At 66.8% G+C, this 26,522-nt stretch carries 32 protein-coding genes and 5 pseudogenes; 18 read left to right on the forward strand and 19 right to left on the reverse strand.

Annotated elements, in window-relative coordinates; translation table 11 throughout:
• Nucleotides 1-46: 46 nt before the first annotated feature.
• The 4 genes and pseudogenes from QR64_RS15700 to QR64_RS15715 all read right to left on the reverse strand — a co-directional run.
• Nucleotides 47-928, reverse strand: a pseudogene (locus QR64_RS15700) (cytochrome c biogenesis protein ResB); the annotation flags it as partial.
• A complete protein-coding gene (locus QR64_RS15705; RefSeq protein ID WP_033098587.1) occupies nucleotides 925-1,740 on the reverse strand; it encodes a cytochrome c biogenesis CcdA family protein in 816 nt (271 codons plus the stop codon). The gene QR64_RS15705 and the pseudogene QR64_RS15700, both read right to left, overlap by 4 nt.
• A 2-nt stretch (nucleotides 1,741-1,742) precedes the next feature.
• Nucleotides 1,743-2,366 (reverse strand): TlpA disulfide reductase family protein, encoded by a 624-nt coding sequence (locus QR64_RS15710; RefSeq protein WP_051121670.1) that lies wholly within the window; start codon nucleotides 2,364-2,366, stop codon nucleotides 1,743-1,745.
• On the reverse strand, nucleotides 2,363-2,995 hold the full coding sequence (locus QR64_RS15715) for a TlpA family protein disulfide reductase (protein ID WP_006554183.1): 633 nt from the start codon (nucleotides 2,993-2,995) through the stop codon (nucleotides 2,363-2,365). The genes QR64_RS15710 and QR64_RS15715 overlap by 4 nt, the downstream gene beginning before the upstream one ends.
• 325 nt (nucleotides 2,996-3,320) lie before the next feature.
• Here QR64_RS15715 and QR64_RS28585 point away from each other — a divergent pair, with 325 nt between their 5' ends.
• The 10 genes and pseudogenes from QR64_RS28585 to QR64_RS15755 all read left to right on the forward strand — a co-directional run bounded on the left by QR64_RS28585 (nucleotide 3,321) and on the right by QR64_RS15755 (nucleotide 9,382).
• Entirely contained in the window at nucleotides 3,321-3,752 is a 432-nt protein-coding gene (locus tag QR64_RS28585) for a metal-dependent transcriptional regulator (RefSeq protein WP_225623911.1), read from the forward strand.
• A gap of 69 nt (nucleotides 3,753-3,821) precedes the next feature.
• On the forward strand, nucleotides 3,822-3,983 hold the full coding sequence (locus tag QR64_RS26835) for a hypothetical protein (RefSeq protein ID WP_153811628.1): 162 nt from the start codon (nucleotides 3,822-3,824) through the stop codon (nucleotides 3,981-3,983).
• 88 nt (nucleotides 3,984-4,071) lie between these two features.
• Entirely contained in the window at nucleotides 4,072-4,449 is a 378-nt protein-coding gene (locus QR64_RS15725; RefSeq protein WP_033098566.1) for a BlaI/MecI/CopY family transcriptional regulator, read from the forward strand.
• A complete protein-coding gene (locus tag QR64_RS15730) occupies nucleotides 4,446-5,363 on the forward strand; it encodes a M56 family metallopeptidase (protein ID WP_039586123.1) in 918 nt (305 codons plus the stop codon). The genes QR64_RS15725 and QR64_RS15730 overlap by 4 nt, the downstream gene beginning before the upstream one ends.
• Before the next feature lie 189 nt (nucleotides 5,364-5,552).
• Nucleotides 5,553-6,152 carry a cadmium resistance transporter gene (locus tag QR64_RS15735; protein ID WP_039586125.1) on the forward strand — a complete coding sequence of 200 codons (600 nt, stop codon included), beginning with the start codon at nucleotides 5,553-5,555 and terminating at the stop codon, nucleotides 6,150-6,152.
• Nucleotides 6,153-6,210: 58 nt separating this feature from the next.
• Nucleotides 6,211-6,573, forward strand: coding sequence for an ArsR/SmtB family transcription factor (locus QR64_RS15740; protein ID WP_081263498.1), 363 nt, complete (start codon nucleotides 6,211-6,213; stop codon nucleotides 6,571-6,573).
• Nucleotides 6,570-7,116 (forward strand): annotated as a pseudogene (locus QR64_RS27975) (cation-transporting P-type ATPase); the annotation flags it as partial. The gene QR64_RS15740 and the pseudogene QR64_RS27975, both read left to right, overlap by 4 nt.
• A 1-nt stretch (nucleotide 7,117) precedes the next feature.
• Nucleotides 7,118-8,526, forward strand: a pseudogene (locus QR64_RS15745) (heavy metal translocating P-type ATPase); the annotation flags it as partial.
• Nucleotides 8,523-9,038, forward strand: a complete 516-nt coding sequence (gene lspA / locus QR64_RS15750) for a signal peptidase II (protein WP_051121673.1) — start codon at nucleotides 8,523-8,525, stop codon at nucleotides 9,036-9,038. The pseudogene QR64_RS15745 and the gene lspA, both read left to right, overlap by 4 nt.
• Complete coding sequence (locus QR64_RS15755; RefSeq protein ID WP_033098568.1) at nucleotides 9,035-9,382, forward strand: DUF3703 domain-containing protein; 348 nt, start codon at nucleotides 9,035-9,037, stop codon at nucleotides 9,380-9,382. The genes lspA and QR64_RS15755 overlap by 4 nt, the downstream gene beginning before the upstream one ends.
• A gap of 447 nt (nucleotides 9,383-9,829) precedes the next feature.
• Here the strand turns inward: QR64_RS15755 and QR64_RS15760 are convergent, their stop codons facing one another.
• From QR64_RS15760 to QR64_RS15785, 6 genes are all read right to left on the reverse strand, one after another.
• Entirely contained in the window at nucleotides 9,830-10,642 is an 813-nt protein-coding gene (locus QR64_RS15760) for an SURF1 family protein (RefSeq protein WP_039586127.1), read from the reverse strand.
• Nucleotides 10,630-11,184: a DUF6308 family protein gene (locus tag QR64_RS15765; protein ID WP_232333527.1), complete on the reverse strand. Its 555-nt coding sequence runs from the start codon at nucleotides 11,182-11,184 to the stop codon at nucleotides 10,630-10,632. Before QR64_RS15765 ends, QR64_RS15760 begins: the two co-directional genes overlap by 13 nt.
• The gene (locus QR64_RS25220; protein WP_052227329.1) at nucleotides 11,181-12,233 is read right to left on the reverse strand and encodes a hypothetical protein; all 1,053 of its coding nucleotides are present in this window, start codon (nucleotides 12,231-12,233) and stop codon (nucleotides 11,181-11,183) included. Before QR64_RS25220 ends, QR64_RS15765 begins: the two co-directional genes overlap by 4 nt.
• A 162-nt stretch (nucleotides 12,234-12,395) precedes the next feature.
• Nucleotides 12,396-14,198, reverse strand: coding sequence for an arsenical pump-driving ATPase (arsA, locus tag QR64_RS15775; RefSeq protein WP_039586129.1), 1,803 nt, complete (start codon nucleotides 14,196-14,198; stop codon nucleotides 12,396-12,398).
• Nucleotides 14,199-14,253: 55 nt separating this feature from the next.
• The gene (gene arsD, locus QR64_RS15780; protein WP_039586130.1) at nucleotides 14,254-14,649 is read right to left on the reverse strand and encodes an arsenite efflux transporter metallochaperone ArsD; all 396 of its coding nucleotides are present in this window, start codon (nucleotides 14,647-14,649) and stop codon (nucleotides 14,254-14,256) included.
• 29 nt (nucleotides 14,650-14,678) lie between these two features.
• Complete coding sequence (locus tag QR64_RS15785; protein WP_259444285.1) at nucleotides 14,679-15,080, reverse strand: low molecular weight phosphatase family protein; 402 nt, start codon at nucleotides 15,078-15,080, stop codon at nucleotides 14,679-14,681.
• Nucleotides 15,081-15,158: 78 nt separating this feature from the next.
• On the opposite strand from QR64_RS15785, the gene QR64_RS15790 reads away from it, so the two are divergent.
• From QR64_RS15790 to QR64_RS15805, 4 genes are read left to right on the forward strand one after another with little or no spacing between them, the layout of a single operon-like run.
• Nucleotides 15,159-15,566, forward strand: a complete 408-nt coding sequence (locus tag QR64_RS15790; protein ID WP_039586132.1) for an ArsR/SmtB family transcription factor — start codon at nucleotides 15,159-15,161, stop codon at nucleotides 15,564-15,566.
• Between the two features lie 35 nt (nucleotides 15,567-15,601).
• Complete coding sequence (gene arsB, locus QR64_RS15795; protein ID WP_175428147.1) at nucleotides 15,602-16,642, forward strand: ACR3 family arsenite efflux transporter; 1,041 nt, start codon at nucleotides 15,602-15,604, stop codon at nucleotides 16,640-16,642.
• Nucleotides 16,643-16,667: 25 nt separating this feature from the next.
• On the forward strand, nucleotides 16,668-17,318 hold the full coding sequence (locus QR64_RS15800) for an arsenate reductase ArsC (RefSeq protein ID WP_006554200.1): 651 nt from the start codon (nucleotides 16,668-16,670) through the stop codon (nucleotides 17,316-17,318).
• Between the two features lie 45 nt (nucleotides 17,319-17,363).
• The gene (locus QR64_RS15805) at nucleotides 17,364-17,819 is read left to right on the forward strand and encodes an arsenate reductase ArsC (protein ID WP_033098575.1); all 456 of its coding nucleotides are present in this window, start codon (nucleotides 17,364-17,366) and stop codon (nucleotides 17,817-17,819) included.
• 28 nt (nucleotides 17,820-17,847) lie between these two features.
• Here QR64_RS15805 and QR64_RS28695 read toward each other — a convergent pair whose 3' ends face one another.
• The 5 genes from QR64_RS28695 to QR64_RS15825 form a co-directional block, all read right to left on the reverse strand.
• Nucleotides 17,848-18,246 carry a hypothetical protein gene (locus QR64_RS28695; protein ID WP_318025579.1) on the reverse strand — a complete coding sequence of 133 codons (399 nt, stop codon included), beginning with the start codon at nucleotides 18,244-18,246 and terminating at the stop codon, nucleotides 17,848-17,850.
• Nucleotides 18,247-18,285: 39 nt separating this feature from the next.
• On the reverse strand, nucleotides 18,286-18,825 hold the full coding sequence (locus QR64_RS28700) for a bile acid:sodium symporter (protein WP_318025580.1): 540 nt from the start codon (nucleotides 18,823-18,825) through the stop codon (nucleotides 18,286-18,288).
• Between the two features lie 83 nt (nucleotides 18,826-18,908).
• On the reverse strand, nucleotides 18,909-19,676 hold the full coding sequence (locus QR64_RS15815) for a MerR family transcriptional regulator (protein ID WP_039586197.1): 768 nt from the start codon (nucleotides 19,674-19,676) through the stop codon (nucleotides 18,909-18,911).
• A gap of 60 nt (nucleotides 19,677-19,736) precedes the next feature.
• Nucleotides 19,737-20,054 (reverse strand): hypothetical protein, encoded by a 318-nt coding sequence (locus QR64_RS15820; protein WP_006554203.1) that lies wholly within the window; start codon nucleotides 20,052-20,054, stop codon nucleotides 19,737-19,739.
• A gap of 18 nt (nucleotides 20,055-20,072) precedes the next feature.
• Nucleotides 20,073-20,960 (reverse strand): helix-turn-helix domain-containing GNAT family N-acetyltransferase, encoded by an 888-nt coding sequence (locus tag QR64_RS15825; protein ID WP_039586137.1) that lies wholly within the window; start codon nucleotides 20,958-20,960, stop codon nucleotides 20,073-20,075.
• Between the two features lie 100 nt (nucleotides 20,961-21,060).
• On the opposite strand from QR64_RS15825, the pseudogene QR64_RS27980 reads away from it, so the two are divergent.
• The 4 genes and pseudogenes from QR64_RS27980 to istB all read left to right on the forward strand — a co-directional run.
• Nucleotides 21,061-21,164, forward strand: a pseudogene (locus QR64_RS27980) (NAD(P)-binding protein); the annotation flags it as partial.
• 1 nt (nucleotide 21,165) lies between these two features.
• A pseudogene (locus QR64_RS27985) lies at nucleotides 21,166-21,322 on the forward strand (flavoprotein); the annotation flags it as partial.
• A gap of 151 nt (nucleotides 21,323-21,473) precedes the next feature.
• Nucleotides 21,474-23,147 carry an IS21 family transposase gene (gene istA, locus QR64_RS15830; protein WP_052227330.1) on the forward strand — a complete coding sequence of 558 codons (1,674 nt, stop codon included), beginning with the start codon at nucleotides 21,474-21,476 and terminating at the stop codon, nucleotides 23,145-23,147.
• A gap of 14 nt (nucleotides 23,148-23,161) precedes the next feature.
• The gene (gene istB / locus QR64_RS15835) at nucleotides 23,162-23,968 is read left to right on the forward strand and encodes an IS21-like element helper ATPase IstB (protein WP_039586139.1); all 807 of its coding nucleotides are present in this window, start codon (nucleotides 23,162-23,164) and stop codon (nucleotides 23,966-23,968) included.
• Between the two features lie 218 nt (nucleotides 23,969-24,186).
• Here the strand turns inward: istB and QR64_RS25225 are convergent, their stop codons facing one another.
• From QR64_RS25225 to QR64_RS25235, 4 genes are all read right to left on the reverse strand, one after another.
• The gene (locus QR64_RS25225; RefSeq protein WP_052227331.1) at nucleotides 24,187-24,432 is read right to left on the reverse strand and encodes a hypothetical protein; all 246 of its coding nucleotides are present in this window, start codon (nucleotides 24,430-24,432) and stop codon (nucleotides 24,187-24,189) included.
• Nucleotides 24,433-24,631: 199 nt separating this feature from the next.
• The gene (locus tag QR64_RS25230) at nucleotides 24,632-25,390 is read right to left on the reverse strand and encodes a putative glycoside hydrolase (RefSeq protein WP_052227332.1); all 759 of its coding nucleotides are present in this window, start codon (nucleotides 25,388-25,390) and stop codon (nucleotides 24,632-24,634) included.
• A gap of 273 nt (nucleotides 25,391-25,663) precedes the next feature.
• Nucleotides 25,664-26,200, reverse strand: a complete 537-nt coding sequence (locus QR64_RS15845) for a hypothetical protein (protein WP_039586141.1) — start codon at nucleotides 26,198-26,200, stop codon at nucleotides 25,664-25,666.
• On the reverse strand, nucleotides 26,197-26,469 hold the full coding sequence (locus QR64_RS25235) for a hypothetical protein (RefSeq protein ID WP_228045316.1): 273 nt from the start codon (nucleotides 26,467-26,469) through the stop codon (nucleotides 26,197-26,199). Before QR64_RS25235 ends, QR64_RS15845 begins: the two co-directional genes overlap by 4 nt.
• Nucleotides 26,470-26,522 lie beyond the last annotated feature (53 nt).

Raw genomic sequence — 26,522 nt, forward strand, 5'->3', positions numbered from 1 at the left:
GGTCGCACACAAATGACAATGTGTGCATGAGACCCGGGATGGTTCACAGCGGTTCGTTGACCCGCAGTCGGTGCTGCTGCCAGCGGTCGGTGCCCAAGTCCTCTCCGTTTTGGTAGGAGATGTTCGAGGTGAACATCTTCGCTTGGCCATTGTCGAGGTAGTCGGCGGAAAAGTCCTCGACCCTGACGCAGAAGGGCTCGAGTCCGGTGCCGTCGGTGGCGGTACCGGCTCGGAACGAGTCGTACACCGCCGGGGAGGTGTTGCAGAACCCGGGACCGCCGTCGGCGATGACGATCACCGCGCCCTCGTACCCGAACAACCGGCCGGTGGCCACCGCCACCAACAACCCCACCAGGGAGAAGTGGAAGACCAGGTTGCCGGCCTCGCGCAGGTAGCCCTTTTCGGCGGAGATCGACCGGTGCCCGTCGTCGCCGGTGCGGGTGACCGTTCGCCACCGGCGCAGCACGGTCTGTACCTGCTCGAGAGTGTCGTCGATGGGAGTGTCGAGTTTTCCCTGGTGGTGGTGCGGCAGCCGGGACAGATTGCGCGGTACCGCGACCGGCTCACTGCGCAGCGCCCGCAGATGCTCGCGCAGGCGCGGGAGCAGACATCCGATGAGCGAGATCATCAGCAGCGCGTAGATGGCGGTGAACCAGAAGCTGGCGAACACGTCGAACATTTCGAGTCGGTCCAGGAGCGGGCCGAGAACCGGGCGGGCGGCGATGTACTCGTCGACCTTGCCGACGTTGAGGTTGCGTTGCGGGAGCAGCGCCCCGGGGATCGCGGCGACCGCGAGCAGGAACAGCAGCACCAGGGCGGTGCGCATCGAGGTGAGCTGACGCCACAGGTTCCGGGCCTGGGCGAGGGCGCGGCGCCACGGAGGAGGACTCGGTAGCGGTGGTGCCGGATTCCGGTCGGTGAGGGTCATATCGGTAGCACCACGCTGGTGACGAACTCATCCCGGATCCACGCGATGAACAACTCCCATGCCCCGGTCAGCAGAGCGATGCCGACCGCGAGGAGCATCACGCCGCCGACGATTTGAATGGTGCGAGAGTGGCGGCGCAGCCATCCGACACCGCGCAGGGCCGAGGACGAACCGAACGCCAAGGCGATGAACGGCAGTCCCAGTCCCAGGCAGTACGCGACGATCAACAGCACTCCGCGGGCGGCGGTGGTGCCTTCGGTGCCGGCCGCCACAGACAGCACCCCGGCCAACGTCGGGCCCAGGCACGGTGTCCACCCCAGCGCGAAGACCCCACCGAGCAGCGGGGCGCCGGCGAGTGAGGAGATGCGCCGGGGCGCAAAACGGGTGTCCTTCTGCAATGCCGGAATCAGGCCGATGAAGGCCAGGCCCATCACGATGGTGATCACCCCGCCGAGGCGTTGGAGCAGTTCCTGGTTGATCCGCAGTGCCCCGATCACCCCGAATACCGAGGCGGTGGCCAGCACGAACACCACGGTGAAACCGGCGACGAACAGGCCGGCGGCGCCGGTGACCCGCCACCGGCCCGTGGTGTGTACCCCGGCGGTGCCTACACCGGCAGGGGTCAGGGCCGGTGCTTCGGCGCCGGAGACGCCGGCCAGATACGACAGGTAGCCGGGCACCAAGGGCACCACGCACGGAGAGGCGAACGAGATCAACCCGGCCAACAGACAGGCGCCCACCGCCAACAGCAGCGGCCCGGACGCGGCCGCGGTCTGGAAACTCGCCCCGATTCCCTGCGCGAGCACAGTCACGGTCACTGTTCGGCCGCCACGCGTTCGATGACCGGTTGCAGGTCCTCGGTCAGCAGGGCCCGCAGGAACACCGCCGCGACGCGATGCTGCCGGTCGAGGACGAGCGTGGACGGGATGACGCTGGTGGGAAAGGCGCCACCGAGGGCGGTCAAGGTCGCCATCGGCGGGTCGTAGATCGATGGGTAGGACACATTGTTGTCGATCACGAAGTCCTGGGCCTTGTCGCGCTGGGGATCGCGGACGTTGATACCGAGAAACTGCACTCCCAGATCCTGGGTGGCTGCGTAGGCGCGCTCGAGATCGTCGGCTTCGCTGCGGCACGGGGCGCACCACTGTCCCCACAGGTTGAGCACGACCACCTGGTCGGCGTAATCGGCCAGGTCGACGGTGACGCCGTCGGTCATCAGGTCCGGGCCGGAGAGCGCGCCGAGGGTGCCGCGGTCGGCCGGCGGATCGTAGAAAATGTCGGTCTGTCCACCGGGGGCGACGAAATCGAAGGTGCCACCCTGGGCGACGGCGTCGGAGCCGGTGCCGCAGCCGCTCACCCCCACCAGCACCACCACGGCCAGGACCACTCGGCCCAGCAGTCGAGACGGCCGGCCGCCTGTCGGCTTTACGCCGGTCATCGCAGCAGCCCGTTCACCGCGGCACGGACCTGGTCCGGGCCTGTGAACACCGCGGGCTCGGCGATCCGGTCCACCGAACCGTCGCGCTGCAGAAGGAAGGTCAGCGGCAACACGGGTGGGCCGGCCAGTGCCTGCTGTGCCCGGTCGTCGGTGTCGACGAACGAGGGGTAGCCGATGCGCAGGTCGGTCATCAGCGTCGCGGCGGAGCCCGCGGTGTCCTGCACGTTGATCCCGATCACCCGCACCGCGCCGGGCTCGCGGGCGTAGGCATCGAGCACGGGCATTTCTTCCCGGCACGGTCCGCACCACGAGGCCCACACGTTGAGCAGGGCCGGTTCCCCGGCCAGGGCGCCGCCGAGATCGACGGGGCGGTCCGAACCCAGGCACCGCACCGTCACCTCCGCCAGGGGACCTGCAGCCCCGATGCCCGTGCCGGTCGGGCAGGGCGGGGTCGCGCCCGGGTCGGGCAGAGCGTTGCGTGCCGGGGCGGGGCGGGCGGATACCGCGGTCGGCTGTAGCCCGGAATCGGCTGGGGTCACGGTGTCGTCCTCCCGTTGGGGCCACAGCGCCACCACGAACGCGACGATCACGAATAGACACGTGATCGACCATGCAGCTCTGGTAGACATGTGGCCCCTCTCCGTTGTCGTCCGACCGAAATACTACGCGAGATAGTATTTCGATCGGACGACCGGTCGGGATCAGCAGCACATCATCGACGCACACATCTGGCATGCGCCGCTGAGCATCATCACGTGGCAGTCCCACAGCGCCTGCAAATTCGCAATCATTTCCTGCATGTTTCACCTCCTCCTCGATCGCGATGCGCCACTTTCACGCATCTACTATCTCCGTACGTAGATAGTAGATGTAGACGGGAACGCTGGTCCTGGACTCGTCCAGCAAGGAAGCGTTCACGCCGAAAACGACCGGTTCACCTCCGCTGCGGCGCCCGTGGCGGGTTCACCACCTCGAGGCGGTGGAGGACTACCTTGCGAGCCTCTACCGCCGGAGCGGTCGCCGCGAAGAAACCTCGACCACGGCGCGGGCAGCCCGTCTGGGCTGGAGGCTGTCAGCAGTGTCAACCATGCACCGACGCCAGGGGCCGCCGATCTGATCCTCCGCCCCACGGCGCACCGAGCGGAGTTGACCGGCCACGGCCGACAACACGCGAGAAACGTGGTGCGGCGGAACTGCCTGGTGAAGACCTTCAGGGCACCGGAGTTGTCCCTGCCGCGGATCGAACTCCCGGGAGAGGCCGACCGGCTCGAGCATGTCGTCGGCATACTGTTCGAGGTCCGACTCGTCCGAGTCCTGGGATATCCGCGGTCGAACCCGTTCGGCAGTCCCATCCCGCTCCCGACCGAAGACCGCGCCGAGTCGTGACCCGATCTTCTGACCGCCGTCCTGCCCTGTCGACGATTCACCGTTCGGCGCATCGCCGATCACGACTCGGTGGCGCTCGGACTGCTGACCGGAGTCCACATCGGCCTGCACACCGTCCTGACCGACGTGGTGCTCGATCCGGTCACCGACCTGGTGCACTTCGACACCGCCGGCCACCGGCACATCCATCCGCTCGGTTGCGCTCAGCAGGTGCACGGTCGATCCGGGTGATCGGAAGAGTCAACGGCGGTGACCGGCCGCGGACGCATCCGGCCCGCCTTACCCTGGGAGAACGGCAGACACGAAAGCGGAGGCAACGGTGCGGGTGAAGGGGTTCGGTGAACTCGAGGCCGTGGTGATGGACCGGATCTGGGAGCGCGAGGGCACCACCACGGTCCGGCAGATCTTCGACGCTCTCGCCGCGCACCGCGACATCGCCTACACCACGGTGATGTCGACGATGGACAACCTGTACCGCAAAGGGTGGCTGGCACGGGTCCGCACCGGCAAGGCATTCACCTACTGGCCGACACTGAGCCGGGAACAACACACGGCTCGGCTGATGCGCGAAGTGTTCGACGCGGGTGGACAGACCGATCTGGTCTTGACCCACTTCGTCGAGCAGATGAGCGCGGAGGAATCGGCGAGCCTGCGCCAAGCACTGCGTCGACTGTCCGGCGGCGAGGACACCGCGTGATCCCCGTCCTCTGCCTGCTGCTCTACGCAGCCGCCGTCGCGGTGTTCGGTCCCGTGGTCCTGGCACGGCTGACCGCCGCCGGGATCGCCCCGCGCCTGGGCGTGGCCGCCTGGCTGAGCGCAATCACAGGTGTGTCCGTCGCCGCAACCGCTGCCGTGGCGATTGCCCTCGTCGACGTGCTCGGCAGAGGTGGTGACGCCGCTCGATGGATCGTCGACTGTGTCGGCGCGCTCTCGACAAGCGTCGGCGAGCACTCCGGCGCAGACATGCGTCTGCTGTCGGGAATCGTATTGTCCGGGGGAGCGGCCGTGGGGGTCGTCAGGGCGTGGCGGATCTGCCGGGGTGTGCAGCGCCGCCGAGCCCGCACCCATGAGCACGCCCACCTGGCCCGGATGGTCGGACGTCGCATCCCCGATCTCGACGCAGTGGTGATCGACTCCGAGGAACGAGTGGCGTACTGCATAGCCGGACGCGAAAGATCGGTGGTGATCACCCGTGGCGCGTTGGCGGTGCTCGATCCCCGGCAGCTCGCCGCCGTCCTCGCGCACGAGCGAGCCCACCTCGGCGGCCGCCACTCGCTGGTGCTCGATGTCGTCCACAGTGTGGCAGCGGCACTGCCCGGGGTTTCCCTGTTCCGGGTCGGCGCCACCGAGATCGGGCGTCTGTTCGAGATGTGCGCCGACGACGTGTCGGTCCCCGGACAGGGAAGGCGGGCCCTCCTCGGCGGTTTGCTCGCCTTGGGTGGGCATCCGGCCCCGGAAGGTACCCTCGGCGGCGGCGGTGGGCTCACCGCCCGCGCCGCGCGGCTGGTCAGCCCGCCTCCGCCGCTCGTTCGTCTCGGCGTCACCGTCCTGCTCGGGGCCGTCATCGTCACTGTCCTTGCGGGGCCGTTGATGTGCACCTTGATGGATTGAGGCGTTGGGCGGCACCCGAGGTCCCGGGGGCCGGCGTGGCCGAGGGCGATCCCACCAGGGCGGCGACTCTGTCATCGTCGAAACCCGATATAATCCCCTTCAATCGATTATAGGTGTGCGCCGAAGCATTGCTGCCTTCCCGGATCGCTCGTAAGCGGACGGGTTCGGGCGCCGGGTCGAAAGGTGCTCATGAATCTGCTCGCGTCCGTCCTGCAGGCGGTCGGCCTGTTTCTCGTGACCAATATCGACGACATCATCGTGCTGTCGCTGTTCTTCGCTCGAGGAGCCGGGGTTGGGGGCACCACCACAGCGATTTTGGTGGGACAGTATCTGGGATTCGGCGCCATCCTCGCCGCCTCCGTTCTGGTCGCAGTGGGGGCGACGACCTTCTTGCCGGAGGAGGCGATCGCCTACTTCGGTCTGATCCCTCTGCTTCTGGGTGCGTACGCCGCATGGCGGGCATGGCGGGGGCGAGGGGAGGACGACGAACAGAAAACCGCCGGTAAGAAGGTCGCGGTAGGGACGGTCGCCGCGGTTACGTTCGCCAATGGAGGCGACAACATCGGGGTCTACGTCCCGGTGTTCGTCACTGTCGGAGCCCCCGCGGTGGTGGCCTACTCGATCGTCTTTTTGGCCTTGGTTGCAGTTCTGGTCATCGCGGCGCGCTACCTCGCCACCCGCAAGCCGATCGCCGAGGTTCTCGAGCGCTGGGAACACGTGCTGTTTCCGATCGTGTTGATCGGTCTCGGCGTGTTCATTCTCGCCGAGGGTGATGCATTCGGGCTGTGAGGATGCCCGCCGGTGACCCGACCTATTCATATCGTTGAGTGCCGGTTATTATCGTCATATGACGATCAATGATGTGGGTTGCCACGCCCGCGAATCCGTGGATTCGGCAGTGGCGTTGTTCCACAGCCTCTCCGACGGCACCCGCCTAGCCATCGTGCGCCGGCTCGCCGGCGGTGAAGCCCGCGTGGCGGATCTGGTCGGCGCGCTCGACTTGGCGCAGTCGACGATTTCCGCGCATGTGGCGTGCCTGCGGGACTGCGGTCTGGTGCAGGGCCGACCCGAGGGCCGGCAGGTGTTCTACTCGCTGACCCGACCGGAACTGCTCGATCTGCTCGCCGCGGCCGAAACCCTCTTGGCCGCGACGGGCAACGCCGTCGCGCTGTGCCCGAACTACAGCACCGACACCGGGGAGAAGTCGTGAGTGACGCGTGCGGTTGCGGCCACGACGAACCCCGCGTCGAGGGTGAGGAAGAGCACGAGCCCGACAAGTGGTGGCAGGTCACCGAGATTCGGGCGGCCGCCGTCGCCGGGCTGCTGCTGGTTGCCGCCCTGGTCGTGGGGTGGACCGACGGCCCCCACCCGGTGAAGCTGACCCTCGAAGCCCTGGCGCTGATCGTCGCCGGCTACACCTTCGTCCCCTCCACGCTCACACGCCTGGCCCGCGGCAAGATCGGGGTCGGCACTCTGATGACGATCGCCGCCGTCGGCGCCGTGCTGCTCGGCGAGGTCGGCGAGGCCGCGATGCTCGCCTTTCTGTTCGCCATCAGCGAGGGCCTCGAAGAATATGCGGTCACCCGCACCCGCCGCGGCCTACGCGCCCTGCTGAATCTGGTGCCGGACACCGCCACCGTCCTGCGTGGCGGTCGTGAACAGACCGTCGCCCCCGCAGAGTTGGTGCTCGGGGAGATCATGATCGTCAAACCCGGGGAGCGGCTCGCCACCGACGGCACCATCCGCACCGGCCNCCGCCCTGGACACTTCCGCGATCACCGGCGAATCCGTCCCGGTCGAGGCCGCACCGGGCTCCGAGGTGTTCGCCGGCTCGATCAACGGCACCGGCGTTCTCGAGGTCGAGGTCACCGCCGGTGCGCAAGACAACTCGCTGGCCAAGATCGTGCGGATCGTCGAGGCCGAGCAGTCCCGCAAGGGCGAGGCCCAGCGTCTGGCCGACAAGATCGCCAAGCCCCTGGTTCCGGGAGTGATGGTTGCCGCGGCGCTGATCGCCGCGATCGGCAGCGTGTTCGGCGATCCGCTGGTGTGGATCGAACGCGCCCTGGTGGTGCTGGTCGCCGCGTCCCCGTGCGCGCTGGCCATCGCGATCCCGGTCACGGTGGTCGCCGCGATCGGCGCCGCTTCCAAGCTCGGTGTCTTGGTCAAGGGCGGTGCCGCCCTCGAAGCGTTGGGCCGGATCCGCACCGTCGCGCTGGACAAGACCGGCACCCTGACCCGCAACCGCCCCGAGGTCATCGACGTCGCCACCACCGGCGGCGCCACCCGCGGCGACGTCCTGAACGTCGCCGCCGCCCTCGAGGCCCGCAGCGAACACCCCCTCGCCGCAGCGATCCTCGCCGCCGTCGACGACTACACCCCGGCCGAGAACGTCGATGCGGTCCCCGGGGCCGGACTGATCGGACACGTCGGCGGCATCCCCGCCCGGCTCGGCCGGCCCGGCTGGATCGATCCTGGCCCCCTGGCCGCGAATATCGAGTGGATGCAGCACGCCGGAGCCACCGCGGTGCTCATCGAACGCGACGGCGCCCTGATCGGCGCGGTCGCGGTGCGCGACGAACTGCGCCCCGAAGCCCGCGACGTCGTCGCTGGGCTGCGCCGCGACGGCTACACCGTGGCGATGCTCACCGGCGACAACGAGCGCACCGCACGAGCGTTGGCCGCCGCCGTCGGCATCGACGAGGTCCACGCCGATCTGCGTCCGGAGGACAAGGCCCGCATCATCGACACTCTCCGCGGTACGCGGCCGACGGCGATGGTCGGCGACGGCGTCAACGACGCCCCGGCCCTGGCCACCGCCGACCTCGGGATCGCGATGGGCGCGATGGGCACCGACGTCGCCATCGAAACCGCCGATGTCGCCCTGATGGGTGAGGACTTGCGGCACCTACCCCAAGCCCTGCAGCACGCCCGACGCTCCCGGACGATCATGTTGCAGAACGTCGGCCTCTCGCTCGCGATCATCACCGTCCTGATGCCCCTGGCCCTGTTCGGGATACTCGGGCTGGCCGCCGTCGTCCTGGTCCACGAGATCGCCGAGATCATTGTGATCGCCAACGGGGTGCGCGCCGGACGCGCCCGGAGCCTGACCGTGACAACAGAATCGACAAAGTCATCCGTGCCGGTCGCCGGAGCTCGGTCATGACAGATAAGGACAACTCCGTGTCGTCCGTAGTGCCCGTGGGCAGGCGGCGTTGTGGCCGAGGTATTCTCGTCGTGCTGGTGGGTGCCCTGGCTGCGGTCGCGTTGGCCCTCGATCCGGTGGCGCGCGACGCGCTGTCCGGTGGGCGGGCAATCGATTTCGGGTTGTTGCAACTACGGTTGGCCTACAACACCGGGGTCGCGTTCAGTCTCGGTGACCAGCTCCCCCCTACCGTCGTTCTTGCCGTCACCGCTGCCCTCACCGTGACGATCGGCGTGTTCGCCTGGCGCACTGCACTCGACAGTCCACTGATCCAGACCATCGGCCTGGCCGCGATCGTCGCCGGCGCCACCGCCAACGTCGTCGACCGCTTCCTTGACGGCAAAGTCACCGATTATTTCCACACCGGGTGGTGGCCCACCTTCAACCTCGCCGACACCTACATCACCTGCGGTGTTGTCCTCGTCGTCGGCGCCCTGCTTCTCGCAACCTCCAACAGGGACCACATCTCATGAGTCGAATGCCCGAACAGCTGCGCACCCTCTACACCGCGGAGATGACCGCCGCTCGACATAGCAGCGACGATGTCAGGCGCTGGCGCCACCTCGAACGCGCCCACATCTTGTCCCAGCCCTACCCGTGGCCGCACACCCGCAACCACCTCGCCATGTTCACCTTGGCGCTGCGCCAGCGTGATCGCCGCGAGGCTGTGGGCCAGGTCGTGCGGATTCTGCTCGCCGCTCCCGGCTCGGCGCTGGGCCGCTACCCTCAAGGCAACACCGGGCGTACTTCGGCGGGGCTGATGACCCCGATGCAGGTCCCGGAGGATCTGGTTTCGATGCTCACTCGACCCACCTGACACCGCGCCTCTCGCTGCGATTGAGTCAGACGGAACAACAAGTCCGGTAGTGCACCGTCTTCCTCATCTACTACTTGCTGTCCGAGTTCGAAAGGGGCCAGTCAGGGGGACTACCCGCACGTTGTGCTGCGCGGACACGGATTATGTTGAGGGCCGGGCAATCATGTGGCGGCCAGAATCGCAGGACTCGACTTGCCCTCATACCGTCGAACCGAGGTGAACGAGTCCTGCGACCTGACTCTCCCTTCGCTCAGAAGGGAAGAAAACTTTCCGTCTCATTCTACAGCGCAGATCCCGAAACCGGCACGGCACTTTGTGTGCTGGACCTTTTGCGCGATGCATGAGGAACCGCTGGGCGTTGATGCTGAAATGTGCGCGGTCCAAAGATGGCCGTCGCTGCCCGCGTAGCTCGTGGACTGTCGAATCGGAGCACAACGTTGGGCTCGGTTACCGCGGTCGGCCGTACCGGGCGGCGAGACTCTTGCTCGCGGAGAGCGGCGTCTCGTCGTCGGTTCGGGTGGCCTTCACCTTGCGGCGTTCCTTCAACTCCGCCCACACGAAATACCCCAGTCCCATTGGGGCCATGATCCCGAACGCGAGCCACTGCAGCCCGTACGACAGATACGGACCCGCATCAAGTTGGGGAAGTGGGATGACTCCGAGCCCGCCCGGCTGGTGAGCATCGAGTTGTAGGTAGACGTCTTCGAGTTCGAGACCCGTCACAGCCGCGACCTGCGGCGCGTCGATAAAATACACTTGCTGATAGCCCGCGTCAGTGAAGGGCTCCTTGCCGTCCATTGTGCCTTGGGACTTGCGGATCCGAGCATCGAGCGAGACATTTCCGCCCGGTGCGGCGGGGATTGCGGGGACCTCGCTACCGCGTACCGGACGCACATAACCTCGATTGACGAGAATCGTCCGACCATTACCCAGCGCAAACGGCGTGAGCACTTCGTACGCGGGTTGGGATTCGACGCTGCGCAACCGGACGAGCACATCAGAGTCGGGCAGATACGAGCCCTGCGCGACGACCCGCCTCCACTCGTCGTCGATCGTCGCACTGTCACCGCCGAGCAGCTCGGCGACAGGGACCGGGTCCTGCGCCATCGATGCCGAGATCCGCGCATTCCGATCCTCGGTGCTCGTGTTCTTGCTCAGCTGCCACGGGGCGAGCAGGGTGAAGCACCCATACGCGAAACCGACTACCACCACGGCCAGAATGAACCAGCTCGGACGGAGAAGAAACATCACACGGCGCACTTGTTCACGGTAGACCCCAGAGTGGACTCTTCTGCCATCGCATCCCCTCTCGACGCGCTCAACGCCCAGCTGCTGCGGCGCCTCCACCTCGACCTCACCCACCTGACCTTCGAGTCGAGGATGGGGAACAATCCGGGGCGTTTGAGGTGGAGCACCTTGCTGATCTTGGCTACCCCCACGTGCCGGGGCGCGGCCGTGCGGAAATGGTCGTAGAGGGCTTCGGCCCGGTCGTAGAGCTCGCCGCTGATGTTCGGGTCGGCCTCGACCAGTTGTGCTTCGATCGGCGCCGCCGCCCACGGGGCGTCGACGGCGGTACGGATGAACCAGTCGAGTTGGGCGTGGCTGATGCGGGAGCGCACCTTGTGGGTGCGGGCGATCTCGTCGGCGGTGATCTCCTTGAGTGCTCCGGGTCCGGGCAGGTCGTAGCGGGCCACGGTCACCGCCGGATAGCCGTGGGCCGTGGCGGTCGCGGTGTCGATGTCGATGCTGCGTCCGGCGATCACCAACACGGTGGCCCCGTCCTCGCCGCGGGTGCGGTTCATGGCTTCTGCCGCCCGGCCGGGTCCGGGTCGGTGTCGTTGATGCCTCCCAGATCGGTGTATGGAGTCGCAGCGGACGTGTCTGCGGTCGTCGCAGCGGCGATTTCCTTCGGGTCCGGCCGGCTCGAGCTGCGGATCGTGCGAGCGAGTGCCCGCAGGTCCTGGAGCGAGCGGATTCCGTCCGGGACGCTGTCGTCACCGGGTGACCGTAAGGCGTTCGAGTTCAGCGGGTTGGTGGCATGCCGCTCTTCTCCATCCTCGTCCGCGTACGGAGAACGGTCTCCGAGCATCTGGCGGCTCAATTCGCGCATCTGGCGACATTCCTCGATCTTTTCGGCGGCCTGCTGTGCTCGGATCTTTTCGGGCTTGAGGTACTCCTCGATCCGTCCGATGTCCGTGGCGAGGTGCGCCATCGCGGGGGCGATCTTCTCCAATGCCTGTGTTGAGCGTTTCTGCAGGGAGTGCAGTGAGTCCGAGTGCGTCGAGAATGTTCCCCACCTATGGACGCTCATGTCGAGCACGAACGTGTCGCTGTAGGTATCACGCTCGTTGGGGGCAGATCCGTAGGTGATGGTCACGGTGACTCGATCGGGGATCTGTTCATCGTTGCGGATGGACCGGTCGGGGTCGTCCGGGTCCTCTTTGCCGATGAAATAGATGTTGGACAGTTCGTTACCGGGCATGAAGGTGGGGATGGGGTCGGCGTAGCGCTTGAGGAGGAATGCGATGATGCTCGGCTGGCCGCTGTGGGTAGGTTGCTCAGCCAGTGGTGGGTCGAATTCGACCTTGACGTTGTACGCCACCGAGGGTCCGAAGTTGCGTACGACCAGAGACGCCGTCCGAGCAGATAGTTGAGGATCGATCACCAATTCAGCACCGACCATCGGCCGTGATCGGTCCCGACTGTCACGCTTCGTCGCCCGCAACGTGCGAACAGCCACGAAAGCTGCGGCGACCGCCGCCGCTGCGGCCACGACCGTCGCACCACCACCGACAGCCGCACCCACCGCGGACACAAGATCGGTGGTGTCGGACGCAAGGACAGTCGGCACAGTTCTTCTCCACGGGTATTCAGGCGGCAGGGTGGGCGATAATGTCCGATACATCGTCGCAGCATCGAGTTTCAATACTCGAGCGGCGAGTAGCTCCCGATTCTGGGTAGACCTGTGGACGGACTTCCGCGGGAGAAGTTCCGCTGAATCCTCTACAGGTAGCTACTGCACCGGCGACGGTTCCGGACGCAGTTCGGCCAAGGATCCCACCGCGGTGATTCCGACGGGTTCGGTGGTGGATAGCGGAATCACCGCGTACCGGTCGGCAAGCTCACCCCGGACCTTGTCGATCTGCTCGAGTTCGGCTACGGCCCGCCGGCGGAGCAGCGGTGCGGTGGGCTCCGCTGCGGCCAGGGAGTTGTTGATCACCCACGCCCACGGTGCGATACCGGCGCGTCGCAGATCGTCCTGCAGACCGGCGGCCTCGAGCACCGGGGTGGTCTCGGCGAGCGTGACCAGCACAATCTTGGTCTGTGCCGGGTCCTGCAGCCGCATCAGCGGGGTGGTGAACTGCGCACCGTCGCCCATCTGCCGGGCGATCTCGCGGTGATACGAGCCGGTCGCGTCGAGCAGCAGCAGGGTGTGGCCGGTGGGGGCGGTGTCGATGACGACGAACTTGCGGCGTGATTCGTGGATGACCTTGGAAAACGCCTGGAACACTGCGACTTCTTCGGTGCACGGGGAGAGTAGGTCTTCGGCGAGGGTGGCGCGACCGGCGTCGTCGAGTCCGGCGCCCTTGGCGGCCAGGACCCGGTTGCGGTAGGTCTCACTGGCCTCGTGCGGGTCGATGCGGGAGACCTCGAGGTGGTCGAGTTCCCCGGCGAGAGTCTCGGTCAGATGCGCGGCGGGGTCGGTGGTGGTCAGGTGCACGTCATGACCGCGCTGGACCAGAGCGACCGCGATCGCGGCGGCGACGGTGGTCTTACCGACCCCGCCCTTGCCCATACACATCACCAAACCATGCCCGTCGGCCTCGATCGCATCGATCAGATCCGCCAACGGTGCCTCGGCAATCTCGGCAATCGCGACGAGGTCGGTCTCGGCCGCGGCGGTCGGGGGTGAAGCGGCGTCGAACAGGCTGCTCACGGCATCGAGACCGACCATGTTCACCGCTTTGAGTTCGATCAAATCGGTGGGCAGGCCGGCGATCGTATCGGGCACGGTGGCCAGCGCTGCCTGTTCGCGGTGGTACACGGCAGTCGCCAGCGGATCGGTGTCGTCGACGGGGGTGGGCAGCACGCCGTTGACGACCACATGCTGTCTCGTCATGCCGATCGCGGTGAGTTCGTCGTGGGTACGGGCGATTTCGGCGAGGGCGGCGCGGTTGGCGCGGGCGACGAGCACCAGGCGGGTGCGCTCGGGATCCGACAGCGCCTCGACCGCACCGGCGTACATGGCTTTCTGCTTGTCGAGCCCGGCGAGTGGCCCGAGACAGGAGGCGTCGCCCTTACCGTTGTCGAGGAATTCGGTCCAGTTGCCGGGCAGCTGCAGCAGCCGGATGGTGTGGCCGGTGGGGGCGGTGTCGAACAGCACGTGATCGAACCCGGCGACCCGCTCGTCGGGATCGGCGAGCAGCGAGGTGAATTCGTCGAACGAGGCCACTTCGGTGGTGCACGAGCCGGACAACTGTTCGGTGATCGACGCGATCTCCGCGTCGGGCAGCAACCCGCGGACGGGGCCGACGATGCGTTCACGGTAGGCGGCGGCGGCCTGCTCGGGGTCGATCTCGAGCGCTGAGAGCCCCGGCGCCGCGGGGACCTCGGTGATGGTGTTGCCGATGCTCAGACCGAAGACCTGCCCGACGTTCGAGGTCGGGTCGGTCGAGACCAGCAGCACCCTCTTGCCGGCTCGGGCCAGGCGCAGCGCCGACGCGCACGCAATGGAGGTCTTGCCGACCCCGCCTTTGCCGGTGAAGAACACGAACCGGGGCGGGTCGGTCAAAAACGTCGGGTCGGCGGTAGCCATGGAAGCAGGTACTCCTCGTCGGACGGTATCGGCGGGCGGGTGCGGATCTGGGTGGTCAGCAGCAGGTGGACTCGTCCGGTGTGCAGCACGAGTCGTTGTCGTCGGCGAGCCCGAGCATGGTCACCCCGGACGGCGCTGCGGCGGGAACCTCGAGGTCGGCCCACGTGGCGAGCTCGGTGCGGGTCGGGTAACGCCCGGTAGCTACGGTGACGTCGTCGACGAGTACGAGCGGAAGACCGTCCGATCCGGCGAGTTCGAGGAACTTTGTGACGGTCTCGTTGTGCGCGAACGAGAGCGGGTCGTTGGCCAGGTTGTGGCGGGTGATGGTGGCGCCCTGCTCGGTCAGCGCGGCCATGTCGGCGGTGAAGGTGACCAGGTTCTGGTCGAGGTCCTCGCCGCACACGCCGGTGTTGCAGCACAGGGCCGGTTCGAAGACTGCGATCGTGCTCATGGTGTTCTGCTCCTGGTTGGGGTAGGTGCTCAGCGGGTCGCGTCGAGTAGCCGGGTGGCGAGTTCGTCGACGCGGGTGGCGATGTCGCCGCGGACCAGACGCATCCGCTCGATGCCGTCGACGCCGCGCTCGGACGGCTCGTCGATGTCCCAGCTCTCCACCACCACGCCGGCAGGCGCGTCGAGGTGAGCCTCATCGCCGAGGGTGACCACAAGGTCGACCTCGGACAGTAATTGCGGATCGATCGGCTTGGGGTACTCACCGTCGAGGTGAGCCCCGATTTCCTTGAGGACCTGCACCGACAGTGCGTTGAGGGACGATCCGGGCGTGGTGCCGGCGGAGTGGACGACGATCCGGTCGCCTGCGGCCCGGCGCATGAGGGCAGCGGCCATCTGGGATTTGCCGCCGTTCTTCACGCATACGAACAGCATCGAAGCAGTGGGCACGAGGATGGTCCTTTCCGAGGCGCTCGGATTGACGACTGAATAGATCCACGTCAATATAGACGCATGTCGAATCAGCTGTCGAGCGAGGCCGAGCTGTGCTGCCCTCCACTCTCGCGTGAGCCCCTGACCTCCGATTGGGCCGGCGACCTGGCCCGCATGTTCAAGGCCCTCGGCGATCCGGTGCGCCTGCGCATGCTCAGCATGATCGCCAGCCACCAGGGCGGCGAGAGTTGCGTGTGCGACATCAGTCCCGCCTTCGACCTGTCCCAGCCCACCATCTCGCACCACCTCAAGGTGCTGCGCGAAGCCGGACTGCTCGACTGCGAACGCCGCGGCACCTGGGTGTACTACCGGGTGATCCCTGCCGCGCTCGAGCAGTTGTCCGCAGTGCTGGCCACCGAATCGGGGGTGCTACCCGGATCGACCTGTGCGTGCACCCCGGCCGAACCTCATCAGGAGACCGTTTCGTGACCACCACCACCGAAAACCGTTCTGTGGCAGGAAAAATGTCGACCCTCGACCGCTTCCTGGCCGTGTGGATCGGCATCTCCATGGTCGTCGGCCTGCTGCTCGGCCGGATGATCCCCGGGCTCGGCGACGCTCTGAGCGTCCTCGAGATCGACAACATCTCGCTGCCGATCGCCCTCGGTCTGCTGATCATGATGTATCCGGTGCTCGCGAAGGTGCGCTACGACCGTCTCGACACCGTCACCGGCGACCGCAAACTGCTGATCTCGTCGTTGATTCTGAACTGGGTACTCGGCCCGGCGCTGATGTTCGCCCTTGCGTGGTTGCTGCTGCCGGATCTGCCCGAGTACCGTACGGGTCTGATCATCGTCGGCCTCGCACGCTGCATTGCGATGGTCATCATCTGGAACGACCTCGCGTGCGGCGACCGCGAAGCCGCCGCGGTGCTGGTCGCGATCAACTCGGTGTTCCAGGTGATCATGTTCGCCGTCCTCGGCTGGTTCTATCTCTCGGTGCTGCCGGGATGGCTCGGACTCGAGCAGACCGCTTTCGACGTCTCCCCGTGGCAGATCGCCAAATCGGTGTTGATCTTCCTCGGCATCCCGCTCGTCGCCGGTTTCCTGACCCGGCACTTCGGTGAAAAGGCCAAGGGCCGTGACTGGTACGAAGACACATTCCTGCCGAAGATCGGACCGTGGGCGCTGTACGGGTTGCTGTTCACGATCGTGCTCCTGTTCGCGCTCCAGGGCGAGCAGATCACGTCGCAGCCGTGGGACGTCGTGCGGATCGCGTTGCCGCTGCTCGCCTATTTCGTCCTCATGTGGGGCGGTGGGTTCCTGTTCGGCGCCGCGATCGGTCTGGGTTACGAGCGCACGACCACCTTGGCGTTCACCGCTGCGGGCAACAACTTCGAACTCGCTATTGCCGTGGCGATCGGCACCTTCGGTGTCACCTCGGGTCAAGCTCTGGCCGGTGTCGTCGGTCCGCTGATCGAAGTGCCGATCCTCGTCGCCCTCATCTATGTCTCGTTGGCGCTGCGCAAGCGTTTCAAGAGTTCAAATACCCCTGCTGTGCAGTAAAAGTCGATACGCCAGGAGGCGACCGATGTCTTCACACCCCGCACAACCGGAACTGCTCATGCCTCAGGCGGTGCTGCAGCGTTCCGCCGAGCACCTCGCCGACAAGTACGCCGGGGTGTTCTCCCCGCAGACCGTGGAACGGATGGTGTTCGAGTCGTACGCTGCGCTGCGCCGCACCGCCAAGATCCACACGCACCTGACCGCCCTGGCCACCCGGTTCGCCGGCGAACGCCTCACCGCGCTGGCACAAGCCGACGGTGCGATCACCAAGGACGTACCGGAGGTGCTGTTCGTGTGCGTGCGCAACAGCGGCCGCTCCCAGATGGCGGCGGCGTTGCTCGCCCACCACGGCGTCGGACGCGTGCATGTGCGCTCCGCCGGATCGGCGCCCGCATCGTCGATCCATCCCGTTGTCGTCGAGGCGATGGCCGAGATCGGGCTCGATCTCGGCGCCGAATACCCCAAACCGCTCACTGATGATGTGGTGGCGGCCGCGGACGTGGTGGTCACCATGGGCTGCGGTGACGCCTGCGCGGTGTATCCGGGCAAGCGCTACCTCGATTGGTCGCTGCTCGACCCGGAAGACGAGTCGCTCGAGGCGGTGCGCGGCATCCGCGACGACATCGATGCCCGGGTCCGTGTCCTGCTGACCGAGCTCGGCGCTGTCTCTGTCTGATCTTGTCTCTGCCTGACCTTCCTCTACGAAAGGACGTTCCACTTCATGACCACCCACTCCGCCACCGATCGCACGCCGTCGGTGCTGTTCGTGTGCGTGCACAACGCCGGCCGTTCCCAGATGGCCGCCGGGTTCCTCACCGCCCTGGCCGGGGATCGGATCGAGGTCCGCTCCGCCGGCTCCGCTCCGGCCGCGCAGGTCAACCCCGCTGCGGTCGAGGCGATGGCCGAGGTGGGGATCGATATCTCCACGCAGAATCCGAAGATCCTCACCGTCGACGCAGTGCAGGCCTCCGATGTGGTGATCACCATGGGGTGCGGCGACACCTGCCCGGCATTCCCGGGCAAGTCCTACCGGGACTGGGTGCTCGAGGACCCGGCCGGGCAAGGGGTCGAGGCGGTGCGGCCGATCCGCGACGAGATCAAGGCCCAGGTCGAGGCGCTGATCGCCGAGCTCGTTCCAAACGTCGCCCGCGCATCAGCGTCCCCGCACTGTCGATGACCTGATCATCGACAGTGCGAGCGATGCCTCACGGCAGAGATGCTGTCGGTGTGTCGGGAACCATGCGTGGCACGAGCCGGACGTAGAGGACCATGCCGACGAGCTCGACCAGGGTTTGCGTGACGACGATGACGGGGGTCAGGGCATAGCCGGCCGGTAAGGCGAGCGCGAGCGGAAGTACCACGAGCGAATTGCGGGTGGCACCACTGAAGATCAACGCACGTGAGCGGCCGACGTCGAACCGGAACACTCGTGCCGCGATGAATCCGAGTCCGGCCATGAGAATCAAGAAGGCGGCGTAGACGGGGATGACCGTGCCGACGTGGTGGAGTTCGTCGCGAATTTTCGGGATCTGACCAGCCACGACGACGAACAGGGTTCCGGCCATCAGTGGAACCATCGCCGCGGTGAACGCGGTGGTGAGCACGACACCGACACGGCGCCGTGCAGCCAGGGCCTGCGTGACTCACGCCAGGGCGAGCGGTGCGACGATCAGGATGAGAAACGCCTCGAGGAACGGTGCGACGTCGACGATATCGGTGAGCTCTGATCCCATGAACAGCCACAACAGCAGCGGCAGTGCCGCCATCTGGGCGAACATCAGCAGCGGTGAGGCGGCAAGCAGTCGCCTGCTGTCACCTCCGGCGAGACCGGAGAACACGATGACGTAGTCGATGCAGGGCGTGAGCAGGGTCAGCAGGATGCCCAGCAGCACGGCCTGCGGGAATGTCACCACCAACGTCAGGGCGGCGACGACGAGCGGGACGACGACGAAATTGAGAACCAGGGCCGCGGTGAGGAACCGGCGGTCGCGGACGGCCTCGGCCAGTGTGGTGAACGGCACCTGCAGGAAGGTGGCGTAGAGCAGTGCCCCGAGCAGCGGGTAGATGCTCGCTTCGAACACCGACGAGGAATCCGGCAGGGTCAGTCCCACGACGGCGCCGGTCACCAGGGCACCGAGGTAGACGAGGATCTGGTGGCGTTCGAGCCACTGGGTCGCGGACATGCGCTGGTAGAGGCCTTTCGAGGCGGGTCGAGCGAGGCAGCAGTGGGGACCGGCTGTGAAAGCCAGGGATGTGGGACCGGTGGTCAGCGAGCAGGTGGGGCGCTCGTGCCGTCGCCGAACAACGCGCGCACCATTTCTGCAGCCGCTGCCGGTGCCCCCACGTCGAGGATCACTTCGGTACCGCGCAGATGCAGGTCGAATTCGTAGAACGGGCAGCAGTGCTGCTCGGCGGCGGCGAGTTCGGCGAGTGCACCGACTCGGTCGATGGGCAGGCGCAGTCGCACATCCGCCGGACCGGGTTCGCGGACAACGTCGACGAGTACCTGCTGCCACCGGTGCACACGTTCCCCGTGGTCGGCGGCGTCGAGGGAGCAGGCAATCGGCGGGTCGGCCGGCACGGTGATCGCCGCGCCAGGCGCAGCGAAAGGAGGGTCGACGACCTGGGTGCGGGGCTGCGGCGCAAGGAATCCGCAGCCGGCATCGCACGGCTCGGCGCGATCAGGCAGGTCGTCGAGCTGGGCAAGAGCATGCCGAAGCGTGTCGGTGAAGGCGGCGAGTTCCGCGGTCCGGGTGGCGGCCTCGTCCAGGCGAGCGGCCATCTTCGGGCGTAGCTGCGCACGGACCTCGGCGCAGGGATCGTGCTCCCACACCGCCAGTAGTTCGCGGATCTCACCCAAGGGGAGTCCCACGTGCTTGGCCGCCTGGATGAACGCAACGCGGTCGACATCCCGATCTCCGTAGACGCGATATCCACTGTCGGTGCGCCCCGCCGGGACCAGTCCTGCGGATTCGTAGAACCGCAAGGTGGTGGCCGGGACACCGGTGTGTTCGGCGAACTGGGAGATCAGCATCGTGCTCACTCCTCGACGGTAAACCTTCGAGTCGACTCGAAGGTCAAGCCCGACACCGGCTCAGCCCTGCCGACCTTCGACCCGGCGGAGCACGTCGATCAGCTCCGCGGTGCTCGGGGCGCCGCCGGGTCCGTCGGCGGTGCGGTAGACGCGGCAGGTCAACCCGACACCCTCGGTGGGACCGAACGGGTCGATCCCGTCGATGCGGATCGTCGGGGAGCCCGCGAAGGCGGCGCGCTCAGCAGCCTCCGGGGTCTCGATACGGCGCAGCCGGATCGGGGTGCCGGCGTTGCCGGTTGCGGCCAGGGCCTCGGCGAGGCGGTCGCGGGCGAGCTGCCAGTTCGGGCAGCCGTCGAAGTACAGCAGTTCGATATCCATGGCGGTCGGTCCCGTTCGTCAGTGGTTGTCAGCGGCGGGAACGGACTCGGAGCGGCGTTCGAGCAGTACCGTATCGCGCCACACCCCGTGCAGCCGGCCGATGCGCTCGCGCACCCCGACGGTGCGGAAACCCGCCGAATGGTGCAGCGCGAGACTGGCGCGGTTCTCCGGGAAGATCGAGGTCTGCAGAGTCCACAATCCGGCCTCATCGGCGGCGATGACCTGGGTGCGCAGCAGCGCCTTGCCGACCCCACGCCCGCGCATGCCGTCGCCGACATAGACCGAGTTCTCCGCCACCCCCCGGTAGCACTCGCGCCCCGACACCGGGCTCAACGCTGCCCAGCCGACCACCTGGCCCTCGATCTCGGCGACCCACCGATGCCCGGGCAGCCACTGGTCCTCGAGCACCTCGCGGGTGGGGACCTCGGTGGTGAACGTCGCAGTACCGGTGGCGATGCCCTCTCCGTAGATGCGGCGCACGGCCTCCCAGTCGCGGCCGGCGAGCGGACGCACGCTCACGTCGGCCGGGACGTCCTCGGGGCAGCACGGGTGGGCGGTGAGCACCCCCATCACCGCGTCGGCGGCACTGGGCAGGTCGCTGCAGCAGCTCGGGTTGACCATCACCACGGTGCTGGTGCCGTGTTTGCCGGTGGTGACGAAGCCGACGTCGGCGAGCTTGCGGACGTGATGGGAGATGGTGGGCTGGCCGACCCCGAGGATCTCGGCGAGTTCTCCGACGGTGATGCCGGCCGGGCGGGCGGCGACGTGGTGCAGCAGCCGCACCCGGGTGGGCTCGGCCAGGCAGGCGAACCACCCGGCGTAGGTGGCCGCGTCCTCGGGGCTCAGGGCGTCGATGTCCACCTCCGCGCCGGGGATGGCCGGGGTCGGCAGGCCGAGTGATGTCATACCCCCACTATATCGATCGGCATCGATGGCTGCATTCATCGATGCCCATCTATATTCTGGCGGCAGCTTAGATCGATACCCATCGATGAAAGGATCTGTTATGAGCGAGTTGCCCGTCGTCGTGGTGGGAGCCGGACCGATCGGCCTGGCCGCCGCCGCTCACCTGCGTGAAGGCGGCCTCGAGCCGCTGGTACTCGAGCGGGGNTCACGCAGTGGCACAGCGTCCACACCTTCTCCCGCTGGGCCGAACTGATCGACCCCGCAGCCCGCGTCTCCTCGACACCACCGGCTGGAGCGCCCCCGGCGTCGACTCCTACCCCACCGGCCAGGACTGGGCCGGCCGGTACCTGACCCCGCTGGCTGTTTATGACAGCTTGAGTCGAGACCACCGTGACGGCCAGACCCAGACCCGTCTGCGACTCGCCGGACCGATGATGACGGTTTGAGCTGAGCCCACCGCAGTGTTGTGGCATCTGGCCTTGTTCGGATGCCAGGAACTGGTGGAGGGCAGTGATGGAGACTCGGATGGAGTTGTTCGCCCGTATTCGACGTGATGCCCGGGTCGAGGGGTATTCGATCCGGCAGTTGGCCCGCCGCCACCAGGTCGGTCGGGCAACGGTGCGGATGGCGTTGGCTCAGGCAGAGCCGCCGCCGAGGAAGATCCCGGTACGAACGTCACCGAAGCTCGATTCGTTCAAAGCTGCGATCGACGGCATGCTCACCACCGATATCGACGCACCACGAAAGCAACGTCACACGGCTCGCCGAATCCTCGCCAGGCTGGCCGATGAGCATGGGGCGCACGAGTTGTCGTATTCGACCGTGCGTGACTACGTGCGGGTCCGGCGAGCACAGATCGACGTCGAAGCCGGACGTCGCATCGAAGTGTTCGTCCCGCAGGAACACGCACCCGGCGCCGAAGCAGAAGTCGATTTCGGTGAAGTATGGGTGATATTGGCCGGGGTGAAAACCAAATGCCACATGTTCGCCTTCCGCCTCTCGCACTCGGGAAAATCCGTGCATCGGGTGTACTCGACGCAAGGGCAGGAAGCGTTCTTCGAAGGACACATCGCCGCGTTCGACGAGATCGGCGGCGTGCCGACCCGTCACATCCGCTACGACAACCTCACCAGCGCTGTGCAGAAGGTGATCTACGGGCAATCTCGTGCTCGGGTGGAGAACCCACGATGGGTGCTGTTTCGTTCGCACTTCGGGTTCGACCCGTTCTACTGCCAGCCGGGTATCGCCGGGGCGCACGAGAAGGGCGGTGTGGAGGGTGAGGTGGGCAGGTTCCGCCGAAACCGGTTGTCCCCGATGCCGGTTGTCGACTCACTTGATGAGCTCAACGAGAAGATCCGCGGCTGGGACACCGCCGATGACGACCGGCGCATCAATGACCGGATACGCACGGTCGGGCAGGACTTCGCCGTCGAAGCACCGCTTCTTCTGCCTGTTCCCGGTGAGGGGTTCGATCCTGGATTGTCGCTGGAACCGCGGGTCGATCGTAGTGCGTTGATCACGGTGCGGATGGCGAAATACTCTGTTCCTGCACGTTTCATCGGCAGACGAGTACGCGTGTCGTTGCGGGCATCGGAGGTGGTGGTCTTCGACGGGCGGGCGGTGATCGCTCGCCATCAGCGGGTCATCGCCCGGGGCGGTCAGAGTCTGGACCTCGACCACTACCTGGAAGTGTTGCGCACCAAACCCGGCGCGCTGCCGGGGGCGAGCGCGTTGGCTGCAGCCCGTAGGAACGGGACGTTCACCGCCAGCCATGACGCGTTCTGGGCGGCGGCCCGCACAACCGACGGTGACGCCGGTGGAACTCGCCAACTGATCGATGTCCTGCTCCTGCATCGAACGATGGATGCGGTGGATGTGATCGCCGGTATCGAAGCCGCTCTGACCGTCGGCGCGGTGACCGCTGATGTCGTCGCGGTCGAAGCCCGCCGGCACGCGTTCTCGGAGGTCGGTGCGGGTGGGTCTGATCCAGGCCGTCATCTCGTTGCTCGTCGTGGCGGCCGGGAGCAGCGTGTTGTCAGCTTGACCCAACGCCGTCTCGCCGATCCGGCAGCGGTCATCGCTGGTCTGCCGGCCGATTCTCGGCCTGCGCCGACGGTGGATCACTACGACCAGTTGCTCCGCCTACCGGAACGAACCCCACCCGACACCGCCGTCCGAGCAGAGTGAAAGAAGGCCTGAACATGGTTCGTCCACCCGTCACGGTGTCCACCACGTTGCGTCGACGAGGTTTGACCGAGGAGGCCGCCATCGCTGCGGTCGATCAAGCGTGCCGGCGACTACGGCTGCCCACCATTCGTGCCGTCGTCGCGGACGCCGCTGCGGCAGCCCGCAAGGACCAACTCTCGTACTACGGGTTCTTGGCTGAACTTCTGCTTTCCGAATGCGACGACCGTGATCGCAGGAGTGTGGTGCGGCGGATCAAAGGGGCGGGGTTTCCTCGCGAAAAGTGGTTGGCCGACTTCGATTTCGACGCCAACCCCAATATCAATTGCGCGACCATCGGCACCCTCGCGACCGGCGGCTGGATCCGCAAAGGACAACCCCTGTGCTTGATCGGGGACTCCGGGACCGGGAAATCGCATCTCCTCATCGGGCTCGGCGCCGCGGCCGCCGAAGCGGGTTACCGCGTCAAATACGTCCTCGCGACCCGGTTGGTGAACGAGCTCGTCGAAGCCGCCGACGAGAAACAACTTGCCCGCACGATCGCCCGTTACGGCAGGGTGGATCTCCTTCTGATCGACGAACTCGGTTACATGGAACTCGACAAGCGAGGCGCGGAGCTGCTGTTCCAGGTGTTGACCGAACGGGAAGAAAAGAATTCCGTCGCCATCGCATCGAACGAGTCGTTCTCCGGTTGGACGAAGACGTTCACCGACCCACGGCTTTGCGCTGCCATTGTCGACAGGCTCACCTTCGGCGGCAACATCATCGAAACCGGCACCGACTCCTACCGACTCGCCCATACCCGAGCTCAGCACTCCACCTGATCCATGCACCAGGGTGGGCCCGGATCAAGCCGCCCTACTGGACCTGAATGAGATTGACATATTCGTCCCCAGCGTGAGCCCCGAGAACTCTGAGGTCCCCCGGAAAACAGCTAGACCCCCGTATCCACAGGTGTGGGGGGTCTGCACCACAAAGATTACGCTCTGCGGCTGCGGTACCGCAAATCAGCCCGTAACCCCCCGCCACCGCCCCTCGCGCCTCAGCGCTCAGGGAGCACCAGGACCAGGCCGTCCTGGGCCGGTATCGTCACCGCGTCGACGAGCTCTCCGGTATTGACGGACGGGTCCTGCGTGCCCCGCAGATGCCGGTAGGTCTGGCCCAGTGCCACCGGCTGGGCTTCGGTTCCGAGATTGACCAGGACCACGCCGTGGTCGAAATCCCGGCGGTACACGCCCGCGGCGACCGTGCCGACCCCGCGGTGTACGGACGGTTCACCCTCTCCCACGACGGGTTCTCGACGATCGGCTCGCCCAGATAGCCCCCACCCAGCCCTGCTCCGTCCATCTCGTCGTAGAAGGCCAGCTCTCGGTAGTGTTCTTCCATCGCAGCCCAGTACCCGTCCTGCAACAACGTGGCGGTCAGGAAGAACCGGGCCCGCCGAGAGTGCTCGGCCGGTTCGAGACCGCCGCGGCGCCGATCGATCGTCATCGATACGCCGGGAGGTTGCTGTTCGCCGGCCGCGACGGTCGTGAGGTAGTCCTGCACATCTGCTTTCGGATCCCGGCCGCGAGAGGGTCGGCGAAGCTCTCCCACGCTCGGCCGTTGAGGGGGCTGCGGTGCAAGGTGCGGTTGCTGTTGGCGATCAGGATCGCCTCGGGCATCTGCGCCCGCATGAGCTGCTCGGCCCGCGCCAGACCGCGGGCCCAGGGTCCGTCGGGACCGTAGATCTGCTCGTCCGTCTCGTCGATACCGTCGCCGTCGATGTCCCACCGGTCCTGGTCGGCGGTGTAGATCCGATCGCCCCACACATCGAGAAGAATCCCGTCCCACATCCCGGTGGCCCAGACTCGATCGACGACCCACTGCGCTGCGTATTCGGCAAAAATACGGCCCTGCACCTGCGGTACGACATCGGTGAGGTTGGCCAGCGACGTCTTCGGCCATTCGCTGACCGTGCTCCCGAAGGCGGTGGTGGCGAGCCACCGAGGAGGAAAGGAACTGCTGGTGGAGTCCGAGAATTGCCACGGATCGTAGCGGCCGGGCCGGTACTCGGCCAACCCCAGCGCATCCGGATAGTCGACCAGGTTGACGTAGGCGAGCAGCCGAAGAGCGAGGTGGACCTCGTCGAGTGCACGAAATAACGACTGCGGCGCCCGTTGCGCCCACTCGTGGTCAATGACCACGAGGTCGTATCGCGCGAGTTCGTCGACGGACGGCAGCGAATCCTGATCCAGGTAGTACACCGCGGTGCGGGGAAAAACCGGCCCCGCGCTCTCGGCCCTGCTCGCTCACGGACGGCGCACACGAGACGGCGAGCACCATCGCCGCAGCACACACGGCGTATCGAAACAGCCGTCGTACCGGTCGGCTCGATGCTCGGGGCATCGCCTCAGTATGGCCACGGCGGGTGGGGGTGCGGCTCGTCGTTTGATGAAGGTTTGCTGAAGAACTTCGCCGCCTGCGCCTGGGTCTTCTGCCTCGGAGCGCTACTACCGGGCTCGGACACCGGGCCCCGGCTAGCGCGACACAGTCGCGGCGCCGGGATGTCCGGCGGCTCGGCGCTGCCCGTACCGGGTCAGCCCGCGGGGCTTGAACACCGCCAATACCAGCGCGGTCACCAGCACCACCAACGCGGCCGACGCGTGCACCACGTGGGTCGGGTCGGCGAGGACCCGTCGATCGGCATCGGACCACTGCGGTTTCGCCGCAATGGTCGCGGCATTCTCGATCGAGCGGGTGTAGAGCAGCAGCACCGCGGTGGCCACCAGGTTCAACACCAGCTTGAACAGCACCCAATAGTGCCGCAGCAACCCCCATGAGGTGCCCAGGGAGCACACCAGCCCGGTGACCAGCGTCGCCGCGGACAACGGCACCAGCACAACGACGGTGATCAGGGCCAGCACCTGATAGCCCCCCACCGTCGGAGCGGGAGCGGCACCGGGCAGCGTCGCCGCGGCCACCACGAGATAGGTGAGCACCGCGCCGAACCACCCCGCGGCGGCCCCGATATGGACGGTGCGGGCGGCCAGGCGCGCCCGGGGCGAGAGCCTCACGTCCCGACAACCCCGAACAGGCAGCCGTCAGCTGGCGTGGGGTCGGCGCTCTCGGTCGCCGCGACCGCCGAGGTGGGGGGAGCGGACAGGTGTCGGCTCGGGCCGTGAGTACCGTCCCCCAGCAGCATCATGGCCACGATCAGCGCCACCAGCACCGCGACTACGACAAGGGCCGCCTTCACCCAGCGCGGAGTGCGATGCTCCGGTGGGCCACCGGTCGGGCCGTGGCTCTCGGGTAGGGGGTCGGAGGGAGAGGGCGGGCCGGTCATCAGCGGTGCCTTCCGTCTCGCGGGCGGGACGTTCCCGTCCCTACTTTTCAATA

It is taken from the genome of Rhodococcus sp. Chr-9 (assembly GCF_000801125.1).
Taxonomy (GTDB): Bacteria; Actinomycetota; Actinomycetes; order Mycobacteriales; family Mycobacteriaceae; genus Rhodococcus; species Rhodococcus pyridinivorans.

Excerpts from the sequence above, each read along its gene's own strand:
- QR64_RS15710 (WP_051121670.1), bottom strand. The coding sequence starts at position 2,366 with ATGACCGGCGTAAAGCCGACAGGCGGCCGGCCGTCTCGACTGCTGGGC.
- QR64_RS15715 (WP_006554183.1), bottom strand. The coding sequence starts at position 2,995 with ATGTCTACCAGAGCTGCATGGTCGATCACGTGTCTATTCGTGATCGTC.
- QR64_RS15735 (WP_039586125.1), top strand. The coding sequence starts at position 5,553 with ATGAATCTGCTCGCGTCCGTCCTGCAGGCGGTCGGCCTGTTTCTCGTG.
- QR64_RS15740 (WP_081263498.1), top strand. The coding sequence starts at position 6,211 with ATGACGATCAATGATGTGGGTTGCCACGCCCGCGAATCCGTGGATTCG.
- lspA (WP_051121673.1), top strand. The coding sequence starts at position 8,523 with ATGACAGATAAGGACAACTCCGTGTCGTCCGTAGTGCCCGTGGGCAGG.
- QR64_RS15755 (WP_033098568.1), top strand. The coding sequence starts at position 9,035 with ATGAGTCGAATGCCCGAACAGCTGCGCACCCTCTACACCGCGGAGATG.
- QR64_RS15765 (WP_232333527.1), bottom strand. The coding sequence starts at position 11,184 with ATGAACCGCACCCGCGGCGAGGACGGGGCCACCGTGTTGGTGATCGCC.
- arsA (WP_039586129.1), bottom strand. The coding sequence starts at position 14,198 with ATGGCTACCGCCGACCCGACGTTTTTGACCGACCCGCCCCGGTTCGTG.
- arsD (WP_039586130.1), bottom strand. The coding sequence starts at position 14,649 with ATGAGCACGATCGCAGTCTTCGAACCGGCCCTGTGCTGCAACACCGGC.
- QR64_RS15785 (WP_259444285.1), bottom strand. The coding sequence starts at position 15,080 with ATGCTGTTCGTATGCGTGAAGAACGGCGGCAAATCCCAGATGGCCGCT.
- QR64_RS15790 (WP_039586132.1), top strand. The coding sequence starts at position 15,159 with ATGTCGAATCAGCTGTCGAGCGAGGCCGAGCTGTGCTGCCCTCCACTC.
- arsB (WP_175428147.1), top strand. The coding sequence starts at position 15,602 with ATGTCGACCCTCGACCGCTTCCTGGCCGTGTGGATCGGCATCTCCATG.
- QR64_RS15800 (WP_006554200.1), top strand. The coding sequence starts at position 16,668 with ATGTCTTCACACCCCGCACAACCGGAACTGCTCATGCCTCAGGCGGTG.
- QR64_RS15805 (WP_033098575.1), top strand. The coding sequence starts at position 17,364 with ATGACCACCCACTCCGCCACCGATCGCACGCCGTCGGTGCTGTTCGTG.
- QR64_RS28700 (WP_318025580.1), bottom strand. The coding sequence starts at position 18,825 with ATGTCCGCGACCCAGTGGCTCGAACGCCACCAGATCCTCGTCTACCTC.
- QR64_RS15815 (WP_039586197.1), bottom strand. The coding sequence starts at position 19,676 with ATGCTGATCTCCCAGTTCGCCGAACACACCGGTGTCCCGGCCACCACC.
- QR64_RS15820 (WP_006554203.1), bottom strand. The coding sequence starts at position 20,054 with ATGGATATCGAACTGCTGTACTTCGACGGCTGCCCGAACTGGCAGCTC.
- QR64_RS15825 (WP_039586137.1), bottom strand. The coding sequence starts at position 20,960 with ATGACATCACTCGGCCTGCCGACCCCGGCCATCCCCGGCGCGGAGGTG.
- istA (WP_052227330.1), top strand. The coding sequence starts at position 21,474 with ATGGAGACTCGGATGGAGTTGTTCGCCCGTATTCGACGTGATGCCCGG.
- istB (WP_039586139.1), top strand. The coding sequence starts at position 23,162 with ATGGTTCGTCCACCCGTCACGGTGTCCACCACGTTGCGTCGACGAGGT.
- QR64_RS25235 (WP_228045316.1), bottom strand. The coding sequence starts at position 26,469 with ATGACCGGCCCGCCCTCTCCCTCCGACCCCCTACCCGAGAGCCACGGC.